The following is an 18,071-nucleotide window of genomic DNA, read 5'->3' as shown; positions in this document are numbered from 1 at the left end:
CCCCACTCGTCTACATTCTTCAAAGTGGCATGCTTTTCAATGAGGTTCTTGAACTTCTCGACGATAGCCTGAATGCCTTCCTCGCCCTTCTTCATTGAAACGATCATTACGGTCTCGTAATTCGCAGTTACTGCCATTTCTTTGCACCTCCTTCTGGACATTATGGCGGATTTCTCCGCAAGGATTTGTTCTCCACACGCTTCCGCGCATAAAGCAACAGTATTATTATATCACAAAATCCTGATTTGTCAATATTTTAGCTCCGCCTTTTTTAATGTTCATCAGAATTTTGGGATTCATAAACGACGGGTCATAAGTTCGATAAAACAGAAAACGCTTCTGCACCCCGCTCTCTGCACAAAATATTCTTGCATATTATAAATAATTATGTTATAATTAAAGATAACAAAAAATTTAAGGAGTGTGCTTATGAAGCTGTTCAAAAAAACACTGATTGTTTTGCTCGCCATGCTGACTTCATTTCAGGCATTTTCGTTCTGTGCGGCTGCTGCCGGCGGCGGTACGGCTGAGATAATGGGCGACGTTGACGGAGACGGCGTTGTAACGGTTGTTGACGCAACGCTGATTCAAAAGTATGCCGCTGACTCCATCGGCAGTGCGCATTTTAACGTCAATACTGCCGACGTAAACCTTGACGGCTTCATCAACATCGACGACGCGACGAAGGTCCAGCGCTATGCAGCAGACCTTAGCGGCACGCTCTACGCGGGCATGACTCCTCAAGAAGCCCGGGCGCTCAAAAATGACGACGATATCCAGACCCCGATAATCTTTTGAGAAAAAACATCGCTGTGCCGAAAGGCACAGCGATGTTTTTTCTTTATCGGAATTTTAAGTCATACCAGAGCAGGAACGCGTAAATCGCGTAGAGGCGGTTCCAGAGGAATTCCTCGCCGCCGAGATAGCGGTTCCACATATCGCGCATTGTTTCCTGATCAAAGAACTTCTTTGAGGTCTCGCCAAAGAGCTTTTCGGCGACCGGGCGGTTATACTTCTCGTTTTTGAGCCACATTCTGATCGGCACAGGGAATCCGACCTTCTTGCGGAAGGCAACTTCAAAGGGCAGCTTTGCGAGAGCCGCGGTTCTGAAAACGCACTTGTTCTGCTCTCCGTCGAACTGGTACTCCGCGGGAATCCTGCGCGCCACATTGAACAGGCGCAGATCGCTGAACGGCGTATGCAGCTCGATCCCGCATGCGGTGCTGGTGCGGTCTGTGTTGAGGTAAATATCGCCCTCAAGCCAGAGTGAAATATCGATCGTCAGCTTCTGAGCGAGAGGATTCTGTCCCTGAACCTCGCTCCACAGAGCGGCTATAGGCTCCTCGGCGCTGACGTTTTCGTCGTAATCAAGCATGAATGTCTTGATGAAATCCTCGCTCATGATGTGCGAGCATGTGAGGTATGTCCACTCCTTTGGCAGCTCGCGCTTGTGGGCGTTATAGCCGCCGAAGAACTCGTCGATACCCTCGCCCGAATAGACTACCCCGGCGTGTGCTCTGACAGCCTCGCAGCCGATCGAGAAGGCGACCGCCGACGCGTCGCCGAGTGGCTGACCCATCTTGTCGATAACGGTGGGAATGCGGTCGAAATACTCCTGAGCGCCTATTTTTCTCACGTTGAAGCCTTTGCCCAAAATTTCTGCGGTATGGCGCGCAAGCTCCGACTCGTCAAAGCCGCTCTCCTCGTAGCCGACGGTATTCGCCGCCTGAGCGTCGCCCGCCGCAAGAAGATAGGACGAATCAACGCCGCCCGAGAGGAAGGACTCCTTGTAGGGGATCTGCTCGTCGCCGCGCTCCTCGTCAAAAATCTCGTCAACGACCGCGCGGATCTCCTCCGCGAAATCTTCAACGGTCTTGCTGTGGTCGGGTTCAAAAACGGGCTTCCAGTAGCGCGTAAGCTTCACGCTCGTTCCGTCGGACTCGGCATAGTGACCCGGGCGCAGCTTGTAAATGTCCTCGTAGAAGGTCTCTTCTCCGATCGGGTAGCCGTAGAACAGGTACTGCTGGAGCATGCGGCGGTTGAGTTTTTTTGTTACCCTCGGGTCGGACGCGATCTCGTCGATATCGCCCGAACAAAGGAACTCTCCGTCCGCCGTTGTGTAGAACATCTGCTTCTGACCCACCTGGTCGCGGAAGCAATAGACCTTGTCCCCGTCACTGACGGCAAAGGCAAAGGCTCCGTAGAGGTAATCGACGATCTCCGTTCCCCATTTTTCAAAGCCCTTTGTTATGATTTGCAGCTCTCTGTCCTCGCGGGAAAGCGGAAGGGCTATTCCCAGCTCAGTACAGAGCTTTTTATAGTTGCGGATATATCCGCTGAAATATTTAACCTGTACCATTTTGTACCTCCGTGTCGTTAGCTGTCAGAATTATATCATTTTGAGGCGGCTTCGTCAATGCCCATATTCTTTTTCATTATTAACGATTTCGACGCCCTTGGACACTACGCTGCCCCATGACTTGTACCAGAAATTCTCGCCTTCCCTGCGCAGTCTTTTGCGAATAGTCAGTCCGGTGGCGATTTCGACAGGCTCGGGCTTGAAATCGCTGTGGGTGCTGACAAAGAACACGTACCGCACGCAATAGATACCCTGGGCAAGCGCGGAAATGTCGAGATTGAGCCGCATCTTCCTGTTTTCTCCCTTTTTGCCGCCGCCCGCGTCATCGATCACAAACGCGGTTATCGGATAGTGGCGGATATCGCTGATCTCAACCCTCAGACCCATTCGCTCAACGTCCTCGAGATACGTCCAGTCAAGCTCGATCGGAACCTGCTCGTCGTCATAAAACCAGCTGCTTGTCCGTCCGGGAAACTTCGCTCGGGTTAGGTTGACAAGCTTGCGTCTTACCTTCTCCTTGTGCTTGTCATCGGTGTATTCAAACGAATAAAGCTCGTCGTTCTCACCGCCGAGGTAGAGCTTTATTGCCTCGTCAACCTCTCCGTCAAATACCTTTTTGCCGTGCTCGAGCACAACGCAGCGGCTGCACAGCTCCTGGATAGTGCTCATATTGTGCGAGACATAGAGTACCGTGCGGTTCTCGTCGATAGCGAGCTCGCGCATTTTGGCTATGCACTTCTTCTGGAACTTCATGTCGCCTACGGCGAGCACCTCGTCCATAATCAGGATCTCCGCATCAAGGTGAGCCGCGACAGCAAAGGCGAGCTTTACGAACATTCCCGAGGAGTAGCGCTTGACAGGTGTGTCAATAAAGGTCTCGCACTCGGAAAATCTGATTATCTCGTCTATCTTTTTCTCGACCTCTGACTTTGTCATGCCCAGAATCGCGCCGTTGAGGTAGATATTTTCCCTGCCCGTAAGCTCGCCGCTGAAGCCGGTGCCGACCTCGAGCATGCTCGCGATCCTGCCGCGGTAGGCGATTTTTCCCTCCGTCGGCGAGGTGATGCGCGAAAGCAGCTTGAGAAACGTGGATTTTCCTGCTCCGTTCGCGCCGATTATTCCGACTCTCTCTCCGCGCTTTATCTCTATATCGAAATCCTCAAGGGCGGTGAAAAGCTCGCCCTTCTCGTATTCTCTCGAGCCTATTCTGCGGTTCGGATCATCTCTGCCGCGCCTTCTCGCGTACCAGCTCTGCAGGTCCCTGCGCAGGGTTCCGGAGCCGATTACGCCGAGGGTGTACCGCTTTGTCAGATGTTCTGTTTTGATTACGCAGTCCTTGTCTAACTTCATAAATTACACCGTATCGATAAAATTCTTTTCGACCTTATTGAAAATCACAAGCCCGAACATCAGAATCAGCGCCGTAACGCCGAGACTAACGAGCCAGTATACCCAGTGAAAATCTCCGCTGCCGAGAAAGGCGTAGCGATAGGTTTCGACTATAGGCGCAACGGGATTGAGCAGCAACAGGGTGCCGAGTCCCAGAGGAGCCTTTGAAATAGGATATACGACGGGAGTTATATACATAAGCAGCGATACTCCGAAGCTGAAAAGCACGTTGAGGTCGCGGTACTTAGTTGTAACCGAGGTCATGATAAGTCCGATTCCCATGCCGAGCAGCGCCGTCTGCAAAACGAGCAGCGGCGTGAGCAGGATCATAAGGTTAGGGTGCACACCCGTTCCCATGAGCGCGTACACCACGACGAGGATTATATAAACCACCGTCTGGAGAGCGAAGTTGATGAAGTTAAAAATCACGTTGGCGATAGGCATGACAAGGCGCGGAAAATACACCTTGCCGAATATTCTCGCGTTGCTGAGAAATGTCGCCGAACCCTTGTTGAGATTCGAGCTGAAAAAGCCCCACAGCACGTTGCCGGACATGTAGAATAAAAACGGCGGCACACCGTCTGTCGGAATACCCGCGATAATGCCGAAAATCACGGTAAAAACCGTAGTAGAGAGCAGCGGGTTGATCAGTATCCATATCGGACCTAGGACGGTCTGCTTGTAGGAATTCGCGAGGTCGCGCTTGACAAAGAGCCAGATAAGGTCGCGGTAGCGGAAAAGCTCCCTGAAATCAACGCTGAACAGTTTATTTTTTGATTCGATATATGAAATGTTATCGTTTGACATAGCTTCACTTCCGGAACATTCTTGTACAATATACACTATATCACAACTTATATTTTGTGTCAATTGAGGTTGATTTGTTTTTATTTTGGTGATATAATATTTTCTGCATATTAATAAAGGAAAGTGATTGAAATGATAAGAAAATCAACAACACGTATTTTAAGTCTCGCGCTCGCGCTTTTGCTCTGCTTCTCGGCTGTGGCTTTCAGCGGCTGCGGCAGCAAGACAGAGCAGACAAGCAGCAAGACCGAACAAACTACCGCGGCTCAGACCACCGAAAAGGCAACTGAGGCTGAGGTCGACACCTCCGCTCTCGAGGGCGCGAAGGCGGTCATCGACGTCAAGGACTACGGCGAAATCACCGTTGAGCTCGAACCTCAGTACGCTCCCAAAACCGTCGCAAACTTCGTGAAGCTCGCGGAAAGCGGCTTCTACGACGGACTGACCTTCCACAGAATCATGGAAGGCTTTATGATCCAGGGCGGCGACCCCAAGGGCAACGGCACCGGCGGCAGCGACGAGAACATCGTCGGCGAGTTCTCTGCTAACGGCTTCACTCAGAACACTCTAAGCCACAAAAGAGGCGTTATCTCTATGGCGAGAAGCAATGACATGAACAGCGCAAGCTCGCAGTTCTTCATCGTTCATAAGGACTCAACTTTCCTTGACGGTCAGTACGCGGCGTTCGGCGAGGTCACAGAGGGCATTGAGGTTGTGGACAAGATCGCTTCCGACGCAAAGCCCGTCGACGGCAACGGCACTATTCCCTCCTCAAAGCAGCCCGTGATCAACTCTATCACGATCGAGAGAGCCCAGTAGCAAATAAACGTGAAAAGGACAGCCAACCGCGGCTGTCCTTTCTTTTTTTTAAAACCTCATTGTGAGAGAAATTCTGTTTTTCTTCGGGTCGACGGAGAGGATCTTCACGTTCACAACGTCGCCGACTTTGAGCACCTCGGACGGGTGCTTTATGTACTTGTCGCAAATCTGCGAAATGTGGACAAGACCGTCCTGGTGTACGCCGATATCGACAAACGCCCCGAAGTCGATGACGTTTCTGACTGTGCCCTTGAGCTCCATCCCCTCCTTGAGATCGTTGATGTCGAGCACGTCGGTGCGCAGCATGGGTGCAGGCATCTCGTCTCGAGGGTCGCGGCCTGGCTTTGAAAGCTCCTTGACTATATCGTCGAGAGTGGGAAGTCCGATGCCGAGAGTGTCAGCGAGGGTCTTGGTACCCTTTGTCTTTACCCTGTTAGCGATGTCTGAGAACTTCGCGGCTTTTATTTCTTTTTCGGAATAATCAAGCAGAGTGAGCAGCTCCTTGGCGCTCTTGTAGCTCTCGGGGTGAACTCCGGTGTTATCGAGAGGATTACGGCTCTCGGGCACACGAAGGAAGCCTGCGCACTGCTCAAACGCCTTGGGTCCGAGCTTGGGAACCTTCTTTAATTCTGCACGAGAATTAAATGCTCCGTTTTCCTCGCGGTAGGCGACGATATTTTTGCAGACCGTCGAGTTAAGACCTGACACGCGCAGAAGCAGCGCAGGTGAAGCGGTGTTAAGATCAGCGCCGACGGAGTTTACGCAGTCCTCGACAACGCCGTCAAGAGTCTCGCCGAGACGCTTCTGGGGCATGTCGTGCTGGTACTGACCGACGCCGATCGCCTTCGGCTCTATTTTTACAAGCTCCGCGAGCGGGTCCTGCAAACGTCTTGCGATAGAAACCGCCGAGCGCAGCGTGAGGTCAAGCTCGGGCAGCTCGGTCGCGGCGAGCTTTGACGCGGAGTAAACCGACGCGCCTGCCTCGCTGACGACCATGTAATAAACTGGGCGGTCAAGCTCCCTGATAGCGTCGGCGGCGAACATCTCGGTCTCCTTTGAGGCGGTTCCGTTACCGATCGAAATGATGTCGACGCGGTATTTTTTTATCAATTGAAGCAGCTTAGCCTTTGACTCCGCCGCCTTGCGCTCGCCGTGTGTCGGGTAGATAACGGCGGTATCGAGCACCTTTCCGGTGCCGTTGACGACCGCGACCTTGCAGCCGGTGCGGTAACCGGGGTCAAGTCCGAGGACGGTCTTGCCCTTTACGGGCGGCTGCATGAGAAGCTGCTTGAGATTGACCGCAAACACCTTCATGGCGCTCTCGGCGGCGTTCTCGGTAAGCTCCGAGCGTATCTCGCGCTCTATCGACGGGAAAATCAGTCGATTGTAGGCGTCCTCGCCCGCGGCTCGGAGAATGTCGGAGCAGAGCGGGTTTACGCCCTTGTCGAGCAGTCGGTAAATAACCGAGAGCGGGCGATTCTCGTTAAGCTCGAGGCTGACCTTGAGGAAGCCTTCCTTCTCTCCCCTGTTGACGGCGAGAACGCGGTGCCCCGCGATTTTCTTGACAGCCTCGCTAAAGTCATAGTACATCGTGTAGACGCTCTCCTTTTCTTCATCGGCAGCGACCGAACGGAGAACGCCGCTGCTCTGAGCGATCTCTCGGATAAGCTTGCGGATCTCAGCGCTGTCGGAAACCTGCTCGGCTATAATGTCCATAGCGCCGGCAAGAGCTTCGTCGGCAGTCGCGACGCCTTTTTCCTCGCTGATGAATTCCGCGGCGTACTTTTGAGGGCTAAAGCCCTTTTCCTGCTTGATGATCGCAAGCGCAAGCGGCTCGAGACCCTTTTCCTTGGCAACGCCCGCGCGCGTCTTGCGCTTCGGACGGAACGGACGGTAGATATCCTCTAGCTCGCTGAGGGTCTGCGCCTTGTCAAGAGCGGCGGAAACGTCCTCTGTCAGCTTCTCCTGAGCCTCAATGAGATTGCGTATCTCCTCTCTGCGCTTGTCGAGACCGCGCAGATAATCCAGCTTCTCGCTGAACTGACGGATCAGCTGATCGTCCATAGAACCGTGCATTTCCTTGCGGTAACGCGCGATAAAGGGAATCGTGTTGCCGTCGTCGAGCAGCGCGATGATGTTCGCGGCGTACTCCTCTTTTATTTCAAACTGCTGTGCTAATACCTTTGAATATTCCATATATATCCTCCGTTTTTTATTCCCAATGATTATACCACATACTCGGATTTTTTGCAAACAAAAAGGGCGCGACACGCACGCCCTGTTTTTATTCATTTTATCAATCCCAAATCCTGCTTCCATTTGAGGACGCGGATAACGCTTCGGTCGATCTGCTCCATCGGGATCTCCTGGTTCTCAACCGCCGTAAGCACCGCCGGGTACTGAACCTCGAGGTCTGAGCAACACAGCAGGTCGTTGCCCGCCTTAGCCGCGAAAACCGCAGCCGCGTCGATGCCCGTATAATCCGAGATCGCGCCCATAATCAGGTCGTCGGTCATGACGACGCCGTTATAGCGCAGGTCGTTTCTTATGATCTGATGAACCTTGTCCGAGAGCGATGCCGGGTATTCGGGATCCATGCACTCGACGATGTTGTGCGAGACGAGAATGCAGTCCGCGCCCGCCGAAATTCCCATCGCAAAGGGCTTGAAGTCCTTGCTGAGAAATTCAGAATAGGAGCGGCTGTCGGTGACAATACCCGTGTGGGTGTCGGAGTTGTCGCCGTAGCCCGGGAAGTGCTTGAGCACGCTGCCGAGCTTTTTGGAGCGGTAGATGCCGACGGTCTTGTCGACAAACTGAGACACCTCGTCCGCGTCGCCCGAGAAGGAGCGTTCGTACATGAACAAATCAGGGTCTCCCGTAACGTCGCACACAGGCGCGATATTTACGTTTATTCCGAGGGAAAGCAGCAAATCCGCTTTCTCATTTTCGGCGCCCTCAACAGCTTCCCAGCCGCCGTCGGCATAATAATCGCGCGGCGACAGAAACGGCTCGTCGCGCAGATACAGACTCGCGCGGACAACGGTGCCGCCTTCCTCGTCGGTGCCGATGAGCATCGGGATGTCAGACGCTTCCTGATAGCTCTGAATGTTCACCCTGACCTCGTCGGCGGTAAGACCCTCAAAGTCCCTGCCGAATAGGATATATCCGCCGAGGTGGTACTTCGCGGCGGTTTCGGCGGCGTCAGCGTCGGGGCAGCGGGCAAAGAACATCTGACCTACCTTCTCCTCGACGGTCATTTTTGCGACCATCTCCTCGAGCATATCGGTTTCAGGCTCGGCGGGCTCGGTCACCTCGGTCGTCTGAGGATCGGTTGTCTGTCTGTTCTGCGGATTTCCCGCGCTCTGACAGGCGGTAAGGCTGAGCGCTGCAGCCGCCAAAAATATCGCAATTAGTTTTTTCATCAATACTCCTATCTGACCCTGACAAGGCAGTCGGTCTTAACACCGTTCGAAAGCTTGCAGGTGATGACAGCATTGCCGCCTCTTTTCGCGGTGACAACTCCGTCGCCGCTGACCTGTGCCACGGACGAATCAGAGGACTCATAGCTGATATCCTGAGCCGCCGTGCCCTCCAGAAACGCGGGAATAAGCGACATGTGCTGGTTTTTGGCGAGCGTCGCGTCGGTCTTGTTGAGATAGAAACAGAGCGGATTCTGCTTTACGTCGACCTCAAAGCCGACGATTTGTCCGTCGGGAGTCTCGGCGCGGATCATAGCCTGACCTATCGCCACAGCTGTGACCTCGCCGCGCTGTGAAACGGTGACTACGTCCTCGTCAGATGAAGTCCAGCTCAGCTCGCCGCTGTACGTCTTGCCGCCGGAGCTGACAGTGAGAGCCGCGGTCTCGCCTTTGGCTATATCGATTTTTGCTTTGTCCGCAGAAATCGCGTTCTTCGCGGCGAACAGCTCGTTGAGTTTATTTTCGACAAGCTCGCCGTAGACCTTGTCCTGAGCATATGCGACGGGATGGATCTCGTCGCCGACATCCTTGTCGTCGTTGCAGTAAAAATACTGGTTATTGATCTCCTTGTTGACAGCACGGAAATCCGTCTCTTTGCTGATATCGACATAGGGAATCTCCCACTTGTCGAGAACCTTACGCAGCAGTTCCCAGTAAAGCGGCTGCCTGTCGTCGCAGTCATGACAGAGGACAAAGAGCTTTACCGTGTTTTTATAATTCTTTGTAAGAAAATAACACATCTGTTCAAGCGCGCCTGCCGTCGTTGTAACGTCGTAAAAACCACTCTTGTTGCTGTCGGGAGTAACCTCACCGGGCTTAACCTTCAGAAAGATGTCGTTAAAGCCGCCGTCGAGGAGAATCACGTCGTAGTCCTTGCGCATCAGAAGCACACGCTCGAGGATACTTGTGCCCGAGCTGAGCGGATTGTCCCTGACCTTGGCGAGAGTAGTTCCGCCCACGGCGTTGGTGGTGAAGTCCATGCCGTACTTTTCAGCGAGGTAGTAGGCATAGGAATGGAATCCCTTGCCGAAGGTATCGGTGCCGGTGCCCTTTGCCACGCTGTCGCCATCGCTGTAGAGCTTCTTTCCGTACAGGAAGCTCTGTTCCGGCGCGTCAAAGCTGTTCGCGGGCAGGTCGTAAAGGCTCGTTTTGCCGCTGATATACGAGCGCAGCAGCTCAAGGTCATTTTCGGTGACGGAGCCGTCGCAGTCGAGGTCGGAGTTGAGCTTTTCGAGGGTCGAGAGCCTTCCGCCGTTAATATAATTCTCTATCAGAATTATATCCTGACCGTCAATCTCACCGTCGGAGTTTATGTCGGCAAAGGTGAGAGCGTCGCTGCCGCTGAACACGAGCTTGTTGTCCTCAGCGTACTTCTCGGCGGCGGTACCTGAATATCCCTTGATCACGAACGAGGTGTTAACGGAGTAATACTGTTCGCCGACTCGCCTGTCGTTGAGCACGTCCGGGATTCCTGTCATTGTTCTGCAATTTACGGCGAAGGCGTCGCTTCCGATCGAGTAAACCGTCGGCGGAACCTCGATTCCGCGCAGAGAAGAACAGTTGAGGAACGCTCCGAAGGAGATTTTTCCGAGTCCGCGGGAAAGAGTTACCTCGCTGAGTTTTGTAGAGCCGTAAAACGCCCACCAGCCGATTTCGCGGACGGTGGAAGGAATCGAGAGCTTTTCAATTTTTGAGCGGTAAAACGCGGCTGTGCCGATTTGAGTTACCGTGTGACCGCCGAGAGTGGTCGGAACGGCAACGGTCGTATCCGAACCGCTGTAACCAGTGACGACAGCCTCGCCGTCCCTGACGGTGTACAGCCAGTCGCCCGAGGACGCGTCGTCAGCCGCGAAAGCTGAAACGGCGCAGCTCAGACCGAGAATAAGAGTCATTAAAAAAGCCACTATCTTCTTCATAATAACACCCAAATAAACAATATATAAATTATTGTACTATTTTTCTGCGAAAAAGTAAATGGTTTCGGATAAAATTTCTAAGAAAAAAACACTCCGCTAAGGGAGTGTTGATTTTACCCGATTATCAGTTCCAGCGCTTCTTCCCTTGTTACTCCGAGGGAGGTTGCCGCATCGTCACCTGCCATTTTCTCAGCCTCGCGGAGAATTCGCTCGTCGGTAATGTGCAGCCGCTTGCCCTGAGCCGAGACAGATTCGGAATGCTCGTGAAGCAGCCGGACAAGCGCGATAAGCTCGCGGCAGTCGCCGCGCGAGATGATTCCGCGGAAATACTCGCCTCGTTCGATCTTGTTGTCTATCCACTCGAGCTTAAATTCCCGGTCGGCGAGAATTTCACGTAACCTGTCAGCGGTCGTTACATAGCGCATCCGGCTAACAAGAGTCTCGTTGCCGGTCGGAACGTACAGCGTCGAGCTCTCTGCCCAGACGGGCTTGAGAACATAGTATTCAGTTTTCACAGAGCCGACCTTGCGCGTGGTTATTTCCTCAATGCGGCACACTCCGTTCGCGCCGTAGAGCACGGTTTGACCTGCTGAAAACATATAGCGACCACCCTTTCTTTTATTTATATTTTATCATATAATGAATTTTTTTGTCATAGGCAAAACAGACAAAAATTCAGAGAATATTTTTAGCTTCATAAATATGAAAAACAACCGAGAGAACTCGGTTGTTTTCCGGGGGTATATTGGGTTATAGAAGGAATAATCGTAAAATAACAAGACGAAATAAGCGCCGCGAATCGAAAAATATTAAAATCAAAACTCCTAAAAAAATCACCTAAAAACCAAAGAGAGCGGCGCATATTCCGTTCTCGGTCTTTTGACAATTCTATTATACACAATCCTTTTTTCTGTTTCAGTTGCATTTGCAACATTTTTCGTTTTGACAGGGAAAAGAAAAGTGTGATAAATTGTGCAGTTTTTACAATTTGCGTACTAATTTGTGACGAAACTGTTTGGTACAAAAAAGGCAACGAATAAATCGCTGCCTCTGAAAAAATCAATGAAATTTTACGGAGCGGTGGTTGCCGTAGGCTCCTTGCCCTTGCTCACGATGACGGTGATATTTGTTCCGTACTCGACAGTGTCGCCCGCCTGATGATTTTTGTAGCCGATGACTCTGCCCTCCGCGTACTTGTCGCTGAACGCCTGTTCCGCGGTAGCGTTCAGCCCCTGAGCCGCGATATCGGCGGCAGCCTGATCCAGCGACTGACCCTCGACCTTTGGCAGCTCGCGCATCTGCGGACCCTTGCTGACGGTCACACTGACAACGATATTGCCCTCCTGAGCGACCTTTGAACCCGCCGCGGGACTCTGAGCCATGATGATGCCCTCATTATACTGGTCGCTGTGTTCGTCGGAATAGTTCCTCAACAGCGTAACGCCCGAATCGGAGCCGGCTTCCTTAAGCGCTTCCTCGTAGGTCTTGCCGACGAAGGTCGGCACCGTGGGACCTGTCCATTCGGTACTCACGGTCGACTCCTGCGTAGCGCTCTGGGTGCCGCCGAACAACCCTTGGAAGGGATGCGTCATGTTCCAGAAATAACCCGCTATACCGAGGACAACCGCTGTAGCCGCAGCCGCGATAATGGTAATTGAAACACGCGACATGCCGTTGCGGTTCTTTTGCTCCTTCTCGGTGCGCGAAATATTCATGCTCGCGGTGCGTGAGATCTCGTCCTGAATAGCCTTTGCCGTATGTGCGACGGAGAGCTGAGAACGCAGCTCGTCAAAATCGGTGATACGGTTCTCACGCTCGACCTGCAGACCGTTCGCAAGTGCCGATACAACGTGAGGCGGCAGCTTTTTGACGGTGGTGGTGCTCATGAGAAGGCGGCTGTCCTTGAGACGCTCGGGAGCTGCCTTGGGCAGATGACCCGTCAGCGCATAGAACAGAGTAGCGCAAAGTCCGTAAATATCGGTGATGTCATCGAGCGGGAAAGCGACCTCGTACTGCTCGGGAGCCGCCGCTCCGGAAAAGAGCTGACTCTTGAGCGCGGTGCCGCGCTTGCGCTCATTCTCGGTGGCGAAGCCCGAGATTTTGAGCTTGCCCGAGGAGGTGATGTACATATTCTTGGGTGAGATCGCGTAATGACCGACGCCTCTCTTGTGTAGAGCCTCCAGCGCGGAGATCACGGGCATAAAGAGCGGACGGGCTACGTCCCACTCAAGACTGCCGCCGTGACGCTCGACGTATTCCTCAAAGGGAATGTAGTCCTCGCTGTCCTCGATCACATACGCGGTATTGTTTTCCTCGATGATATTGTGGACGTTCATCAGCGCCGAAAGCTCGCGCAGATCCGCTAAAACGCGGTAGTAGTTGATGAAATCGTCCTTGAGCTTATTGTAAACCAGACGGTTTTCGTAGTTGACGCGAACCACTGTTTCACCCTCGGCTCTGTTGAACAGTCCGACCGGCAAAAACTCGGCGACGATAGCGACGTCACCGGTCTGCTTGTCGTAACAGAGATAGCGAGTGCTCTCGCCATTGGTATCGATTCCAGCGCCTACAATGTATCTGTTAGCGAGCACCGTTCCGTAAGGAAGGAAAGGCGCCTGCTGTTTTTCCGCATTATCAAAGCCACACTCGGGACAGAAGCGTCTGTCGCCGATTTCCTGCATACAACCCATGCACAATGCCATACTTTTATTCACTCCATACTGTATAAAACTTCACAATCCGGATATTCATATCATTCCAACTTGAATTATAGCATACTGATATATTTCTTTTCAAGATTTATAGATGTCATTTTCATTACATTTTTGTTATTGTCAAAACGACCGTGCGCACCGCTGAAATCCATATTTTCCGCCGTGAATTAATATACGGCAAAAAAACATCAATATACTGTGCGGAGCGGCTTGTAACCGTTTGTTATTTTCTTATTAAGAATTATAAATAGCTATCGTCGCGGTTGATTATCATCAGCAGACTGCCGCTGTGAACATCGATCATACAGCTCTCGCCCTCGAAGATATTCGATACTCCGACTGGATTGCGGCTCTCGTAAACGTATCTGTCGAGCGGATAATGCGCACCCGAAATCGAGAGCACCGCCGCTTCGCAGCCGATCGGGAACAAGGAGAAGGTCAGCCCGTCCCTGTTTTCAAAGCTGTGGCTGCCCTGCGTGAGCAGGGTGATCGCCTCGCGCCGCGAGAGCAGGGTGACCCTGCCGCCTCTGTCAGCCGCGTACTCAAGGGCGTGAAGATTTGCGACGGTGTGGTCGAGCCTGCCGCCGGTCGCGGCAAGGACTGTTATTTCATCATACCCCTTTTGGAGCGCGTTGTCAATACAGTAAACCGTGTCAGTGTAAAGCTTTTCACGCTCGAGGGTAATGGTTTCGACGCCGTCCGGCAAAGTGTCGGAGCAGGAATCGAAGTCTCCGATAATCACCGACGGCGTGATCTGTGCCGCCTTAGCGTGAGTATATCCTCTGTCGGCACAGAGGACAAAGGCGTTCGGGGGTATTTCATTTTTAATAAAATCAATATCGGGCGACGGAGCGCCCGCGATAATATAGCATTTCTTCATAGCATGTAGTTTAAGGTTGGCAGCGGAAAACTAAACTCTCCACTCTCAACTCTGTTTAAACTGCCACGGCTTGAGGTCTTTTACCTCGTTGTACATGGCGACGTAGCTTTTGTGGCGGGACGGATGTATCTTGCCGTCCTTCACCGCCTGTAATACGGCGCAGCCCTTTTCGCAGGTGTGCGCACAGGAGGTGAACTGACACTGCCCGAGGTATTCCTCAAATTCCGGGAAGCAGTACTGCAGCCTGTCCTTGTCAATAAGCTCGTAGCGCTGCAGATCGACGGTGGAAAAGCCCGGGGTGTCGGCGACGATACAGCCGTTTTCCTCGAAAAGCTCAACCACTCTTGTGGTGTGACGTCCTCTGCCGAGCTTGTCGCTGATCTCGCCCGTAGCAAGCTCAAGGTTCGGAAATAGCATGTTGAGCAGCGTGGACTTGCCAACGCCGCTGTTGCCCGTAAAGGCGCTGACCTTGCCGCGGAGCAACGCGAGCAGAGCGTCGGCTTCTTCCGAGCTGTCCGGAGAGAGCTGAAAGACCTCTATGCCGCTGCCGCGGTAAATATCCGCGATCTCGTCGCCGTTTTTAATGTCATTCTTCGACACGGCGATAACGGGCTGCATGCCGTTGTTCACAGCCGCCGCAGTCATCTTGTCGATAACCGCGAAGTTCGGAAGCGGGTCGACGGTCGAACAGACGATGACTAAAATATCGATATTGGCGAGCGCGGGACGTTTGAGCTTGTTTTTGCGCGGGAGTATCTCCTCAAGCGCGCAAAAGCCGTCGTCGGGCACGGTGATGCGCACCCTGTCTCCCGCGACAGGCGAGCTTCCGCGCTTGCGGAAGCTGCCTCTCGCCTTGCATTCATACATTTCGCCGTCGCAGCGGACGTAGTAAAATCCGCCGACGGACTTCATCAGAACTCCCGAAAGCTCCTTCATACTCAGTAAATCACGTACTCGCCGTTGCTGTTATCGTCGTCAACGGGAGCGTCTGTGGGAGTGGGAGCCTCAGTCGGGGTTACGGGCTCCTCGGTAGCGGGAGCCTCGGTCGCGGGCTGAGTGGGAGCCTTGTATTCGTGGGTGACGGTATTCGTGACAGCCGCCTGCGAGAAGTCGATCGTGTACTCGCGGTAAACCTGACCGTCGAGCTGAACCACGACGTTAGATGTGCCGCTGCCCTCGAATTTGAGGGTGCAGGTGCTGTTATAAGCCGGAATGAGTGTCTTAGACTGCGAGGAATCGATCGCTCCGTCGACGATAACTGTCATTTCGACCGAGCCTGAAACGTTTGTCGGCAGATCCACATAGACCTCTACGCTGCGCTTGTCGCCCTTGCCCGAGCTGACAACGAGGGTAACGACCGTTCCCTTTTCAACCTTGCCGTAGGGCAGCGGTGAGGACGCGATGACTGTGTCCTTGGGTTCCTTGCTCTCGTCGTTGTAGGTGACCTCGACAGTGAGACCGAGCTCATTGAGCTTAGACTGAGCGTCGCTGAGAGTTGAGCCGATGATCGCGGGTATCTCGGCGGTCTCCGCGCGCGCTCCGTTGGCGATATAGATATAAACGGTGGAGCCTATGGTCTCCTTGGCTCCCGCTGCGGGGAAGGTGTCGATAACATAGCCCTTCGGGGTCTTGGTGTTCTCGACATAGACGACCTGCGGCATGAGACTCTTTTCCTTCATAGCCGCGACGGCGTCCTTTTCGCTGTAGTTTGTAACGAAAGGTACGCTCATTTCGGTGTCTGTGCCGTTAACGGTGAGTGTGATCGTGGAGCCTGACTTGATCTTCATTGAACCTGCGGCAGGCTCCTGAGCGATGATCGTGCCGATCTCCTTGCTCTGATCGTACTTGCTGTTTATCTCAAAGACGAAGTTCTCGGGGTTGTCCTCCTTAGCCTGAACAAGGGTCTTTCCGACGTAATCGGGAACATCAACGTCCTTGGTCTGGCCGGACTGGAACGCCTGTATCAGAGCGAGCGCGAAGAACACAACGCAGACGGTGATCGCCGAGATAAGCACGCCCTTTACAACATAGAACATTGCGCCGTGCTCGACGATAACGTCCTCCTCGTCCTCAAACTCATCGTCCTCTACCTTGATGCGGTTGATGCCGCTCGCCTCTTCCTTGGGTCTGTCCTTGATGTTCGAGACGTACTTTGTAGGCTCGTTGTCGACAAAGGAATTGCCGTAGTCGAAAACTATCGAAGGATTGAGACGGAAGCGCTCAAGCTCGCTGAGCATTTCCGCCGCCGAGGTGTAGCGGTCGGAAGGCTGCTTCTGCATAGCCTTCATTGTGATCTGCTCAAGACCTATCGGAATGCCCGGGTTGACCTCGCGCGGACGCTTGGGCACGGACTGCAGCTGCATGAGAGCGACGGAAACTGCACTGTCGCCGTCAAAGGGCAGCTTGCCCGTGAGCATCTCATAGAGCATAACGCCGACGGAGTAGATGTCGGTCTTGCCGTCGGTTACGTCGCCTCTTGCCTGTTCGGGCGCGATGTAGTGGACGGAGCCGATAGCCTGATCGGTCATTGTGCGGGTAGCCTTGTCCGAGAAGCGCGCGATGCCGAAGTCGGTCACCTTGATGGTGCCGTCCTGGAGCAGCATGATGTTCTGCGGCTTGATGTCGCGGTGAACGATGCCGCACTCGTGCGCATGCTGGAGAGCCTTGAGTATCTGTGTGGTGAGGTGGAGCACGTCCTTCCACTCAATAATGCCCTGACGCTCGATGTACTCCTTGAGAGTTACGCCGTCGATGTACTCCATTACTATATACTGAATCATATCGCCGAAGCTCACGTCGTATACCTTTACGATATTCGGGTGCGAGAGCATGGCGATAGCCTTTGACTCGTTCTTGAAGCGGCGGATGAATTCCTCGTTGTTGAGGTACTCGTCCTTCAGGATCTTGATCGCGACCTCGCGGTCGTCCACGGTGTCGTTGCAGCGGTAGACGTTCGCCATTCCGCCGACGCCTATCAGCTCGTGTATCTCATAGCGCCCGTCAAGACGCTTGCCGATGTACTTATCCATATTACGCCTTCCTTTCTCAGTAAATCACGGTGACAGTGATGTTGTCGCTGCCGCCGTCCGCTTTAGCGCAGTCCACAAGCTTGTTGATAAGACTGTCGCCGCGGTTCTCGTGGCAAATCTTGACGATATCGCCCGTAGTGACGTGGTTCGAAAGACCGTCGGTGCATATCAGGAGCACGTCGCCGTAGATGAAATTTGCCTCGATGTAGTCGAGCCTGAGAGAATCCTTGATTCCCAGCGCGCGGGTGATGAAATTCTTGTTGGGGTGGTGCTGAGCCTGCTCATAGGTCAGCTCGCCGCGGCGCACCATCTCCTGAACAACGGAGTGATCCTCGGTGAGCTGCTTGATCTTGCCGCCGCGGATAGCGTAGGTGCGGCTGTCGCCGACGTGGACTACGTGAACCGTGGTGTCCTTGACAAAGACGAATTCGCAGGTCGTACCCATACCCGCAAGCTCGGGGTCTCTCGACTGCAGCTCGAACACAGCCTTGTTTGCCTCCATGACTATCTCAGCCATGAGCTCGCCGATCTGATCCTTTGTCATGTCGACCTTATACAGAGATGTGATTTTTGTGCTGATATACTCAACCGCGGTGGCGCTGGCAATGTTGCCGCCGTTGGCGCCGCCCATTCCGTCGCAGACGACCGCCCAAACGCAGCTGGGAGAAATAACTCCGAA

The 18,071-nt window shown here is 53.3% G+C and carries 15 protein-coding genes; 2 read left to right on the top strand and 13 right to left on the bottom strand.

Annotation, left to right across the window (positions count from 1 at the left end; all coding sequences use genetic code 11):
* The coding region (locus KQI64_RS10785) for a 30S ribosomal protein S6 (protein WP_216524358.1) at positions 1-137 on the bottom strand (137 nt) is incomplete at its 3' end.
* Between the two features lie 292 nt (positions 138-429).
* Here KQI64_RS10785 and KQI64_RS08940 point away from each other — a divergent pair.
* Positions 430-798: a dockerin type I domain-containing protein gene (locus KQI64_RS08940; RefSeq protein WP_216524356.1), complete on the top strand. Its 369-nt coding sequence runs from the start codon at positions 430-432 to the stop codon at positions 796-798.
* A 43-nt stretch (positions 799-841) separates the two neighbouring features.
* Here KQI64_RS08940 and KQI64_RS08935 read toward each other — a convergent pair whose 3' ends face one another.
* The 3 genes from KQI64_RS08935 to KQI64_RS08925 are packed head-to-tail and all read right to left on the bottom strand — an operon-like array spanning position 842 to position 4,555.
* Positions 842-2,359 (bottom strand): asparagine synthetase B family protein, encoded by a 1,518-nt coding sequence (locus KQI64_RS08935; protein WP_216524355.1) that lies wholly within the window; start codon positions 2,357-2,359, stop codon positions 842-844.
* A 54-nt stretch (positions 2,360-2,413) separates the two neighbouring features.
* Positions 2,414-3,709 (bottom strand): ABC transporter ATP-binding protein, encoded by a 1,296-nt coding sequence (locus KQI64_RS08930; RefSeq protein WP_216524354.1) that lies wholly within the window; start codon positions 3,707-3,709, stop codon positions 2,414-2,416.
* 3 nt (positions 3,710-3,712) lie between these two features.
* Positions 3,713-4,555, bottom strand: coding sequence for an ABC transporter permease (locus KQI64_RS08925; RefSeq protein WP_216524353.1), 843 nt, complete (start codon positions 4,553-4,555; stop codon positions 3,713-3,715).
* 132 nt (positions 4,556-4,687) lie between these two features.
* On the opposite strand from KQI64_RS08925, the gene KQI64_RS08920 reads away from it, so the two are divergent.
* Positions 4,688-5,374 carry a peptidylprolyl isomerase gene (locus KQI64_RS08920; protein ID WP_216524352.1) on the top strand — a complete coding sequence of 229 codons (687 nt, stop codon included), beginning with the start codon at positions 4,688-4,690 and terminating at the stop codon, positions 5,372-5,374.
* A 48-nt stretch (positions 5,375-5,422) separates the two neighbouring features.
* Here KQI64_RS08920 and KQI64_RS08915 read toward each other — a convergent pair whose 3' ends face one another.
* The 9 genes from KQI64_RS08915 to KQI64_RS08875 all read right to left on the bottom strand — a co-directional run.
* Positions 5,423-7,570 carry a Tex family protein gene (locus KQI64_RS08915; protein WP_216524350.1) on the bottom strand — a complete coding sequence of 716 codons (2,148 nt, stop codon included), beginning with the start codon at positions 7,568-7,570 and terminating at the stop codon, positions 5,423-5,425.
* Positions 7,571-7,662: 92 nt separating this feature from the next.
* The gene (locus KQI64_RS08910; protein WP_216524349.1) at positions 7,663-8,796 is read right to left on the bottom strand and encodes a glycoside hydrolase family 3 N-terminal domain-containing protein; all 1,134 of its coding nucleotides are present in this window, start codon (positions 8,794-8,796) and stop codon (positions 7,663-7,665) included.
* An 8-nt stretch (positions 8,797-8,804) separates the two neighbouring features.
* Positions 8,805-10,769: a leucine-rich repeat protein gene (locus KQI64_RS08905; RefSeq protein WP_216524348.1), complete on the bottom strand. Its 1,965-nt coding sequence runs from the start codon at positions 10,767-10,769 to the stop codon at positions 8,805-8,807.
* A 113-nt stretch (positions 10,770-10,882) separates the two neighbouring features.
* Positions 10,883-11,368 (bottom strand): CarD family transcriptional regulator, encoded by a 486-nt coding sequence (locus KQI64_RS08900; RefSeq protein WP_216524347.1) that lies wholly within the window; start codon positions 11,366-11,368, stop codon positions 10,883-10,885.
* A gap of 471 nt (positions 11,369-11,839) precedes the next feature.
* A complete protein-coding gene (locus KQI64_RS08895; protein ID WP_216524345.1) occupies positions 11,840-13,471 on the bottom strand; it encodes a PASTA domain-containing protein in 1,632 nt (543 codons plus the stop codon).
* 253 nt (positions 13,472-13,724) lie between these two features.
* On the bottom strand, positions 13,725-14,363 hold the full coding sequence (locus tag KQI64_RS08890) for a thiamine diphosphokinase (RefSeq protein WP_216524343.1): 639 nt from the start codon (positions 14,361-14,363) through the stop codon (positions 13,725-13,727).
* A 45-nt stretch (positions 14,364-14,408) separates the two neighbouring features.
* A complete protein-coding gene (rsgA, locus tag KQI64_RS08885) occupies positions 14,409-15,299 on the bottom strand; it encodes a ribosome small subunit-dependent GTPase A (RefSeq protein ID WP_216524342.1) in 891 nt (296 codons plus the stop codon).
* Between the two features lie 2 nt (positions 15,300-15,301).
* Positions 15,302-17,392, bottom strand: a complete 2,091-nt coding sequence (gene pknB, locus KQI64_RS08880) for a Stk1 family PASTA domain-containing Ser/Thr kinase (protein WP_216524341.1) — start codon at positions 17,390-17,392, stop codon at positions 15,302-15,304.
* Positions 17,393-17,408: 16 nt separating this feature from the next.
* Positions 17,409-18,071, bottom strand: a 663-nt coding sequence (locus KQI64_RS08875; protein WP_216524340.1) for a Stp1/IreP family PP2C-type Ser/Thr phosphatase, incomplete at its 5' end; no start/stop codon positions are given.

It is taken from the genome of Lachnoclostridium sp. MSJ-17 (assembly GCF_018918205.1).
Taxonomy (GTDB): domain Bacteria; phylum Bacillota; class Clostridia; order Oscillospirales; family Acutalibacteraceae; genus Ruminococcoides.
This window is presented reverse-complemented; position numbering and strand designations above follow the sequence as displayed.

What these genes read in the sequence shown, in the direction of transcription:
- KQI64_RS08940 (WP_216524356.1), top strand. Translation starts at nt 430, where the DNA reads ATGAAGCTGTTCAAAAAAACACTGATTGTTTTGCTCGCCATGCTGACT.
- KQI64_RS08935 (WP_216524355.1), bottom strand. Translation starts at nt 2,359, where the DNA reads ATGGTACAGGTTAAATATTTCAGCGGATATATCCGCAACTATAAAAAG.
- KQI64_RS08930 (WP_216524354.1), bottom strand. Translation starts at nt 3,709, where the DNA reads ATGAAGTTAGACAAGGACTGCGTAATCAAAACAGAACATCTGACAAAG.
- KQI64_RS08925 (WP_216524353.1), bottom strand. Translation starts at nt 4,555, where the DNA reads ATGTCAAACGATAACATTTCATATATCGAATCAAAAAATAAACTGTTC.
- KQI64_RS08920 (WP_216524352.1), top strand. Translation starts at nt 4,688, where the DNA reads ATGATAAGAAAATCAACAACACGTATTTTAAGTCTCGCGCTCGCGCTT.
- KQI64_RS08915 (WP_216524350.1), bottom strand. Translation starts at nt 7,570, where the DNA reads ATGGAATATTCAAAGGTATTAGCACAGCAGTTTGAAATAAAAGAGGAG.
- KQI64_RS08910 (WP_216524349.1), bottom strand. Translation starts at nt 8,796, where the DNA reads ATGAAAAAACTAATTGCGATATTTTTGGCGGCTGCAGCGCTCAGCCTT.
- KQI64_RS08905 (WP_216524348.1), bottom strand. Translation starts at nt 10,769, where the DNA reads ATGAAGAAGATAGTGGCTTTTTTAATGACTCTTATTCTCGGTCTGAGC.
- KQI64_RS08900 (WP_216524347.1), bottom strand. Translation starts at nt 11,368, where the DNA reads ATGTTTTCAGCAGGTCAAACCGTGCTCTACGGCGCGAACGGAGTGTGC.
- KQI64_RS08895 (WP_216524345.1), bottom strand. Translation starts at nt 13,471, where the DNA reads ATGGCATTGTGCATGGGTTGTATGCAGGAAATCGGCGACAGACGCTTC.
- KQI64_RS08890 (WP_216524343.1), bottom strand. Translation starts at nt 14,363, where the DNA reads ATGAAGAAATGCTATATTATCGCGGGCGCTCCGTCGCCCGATATTGAT.
- rsgA (WP_216524342.1), bottom strand. Translation starts at nt 15,299, where the DNA reads ATGAAGGAGCTTTCGGGAGTTCTGATGAAGTCCGTCGGCGGATTTTAC.
- pknB (WP_216524341.1), bottom strand. Translation starts at nt 17,392, where the DNA reads ATGGATAAGTACATCGGCAAGCGTCTTGACGGGCGCTATGAGATACAC.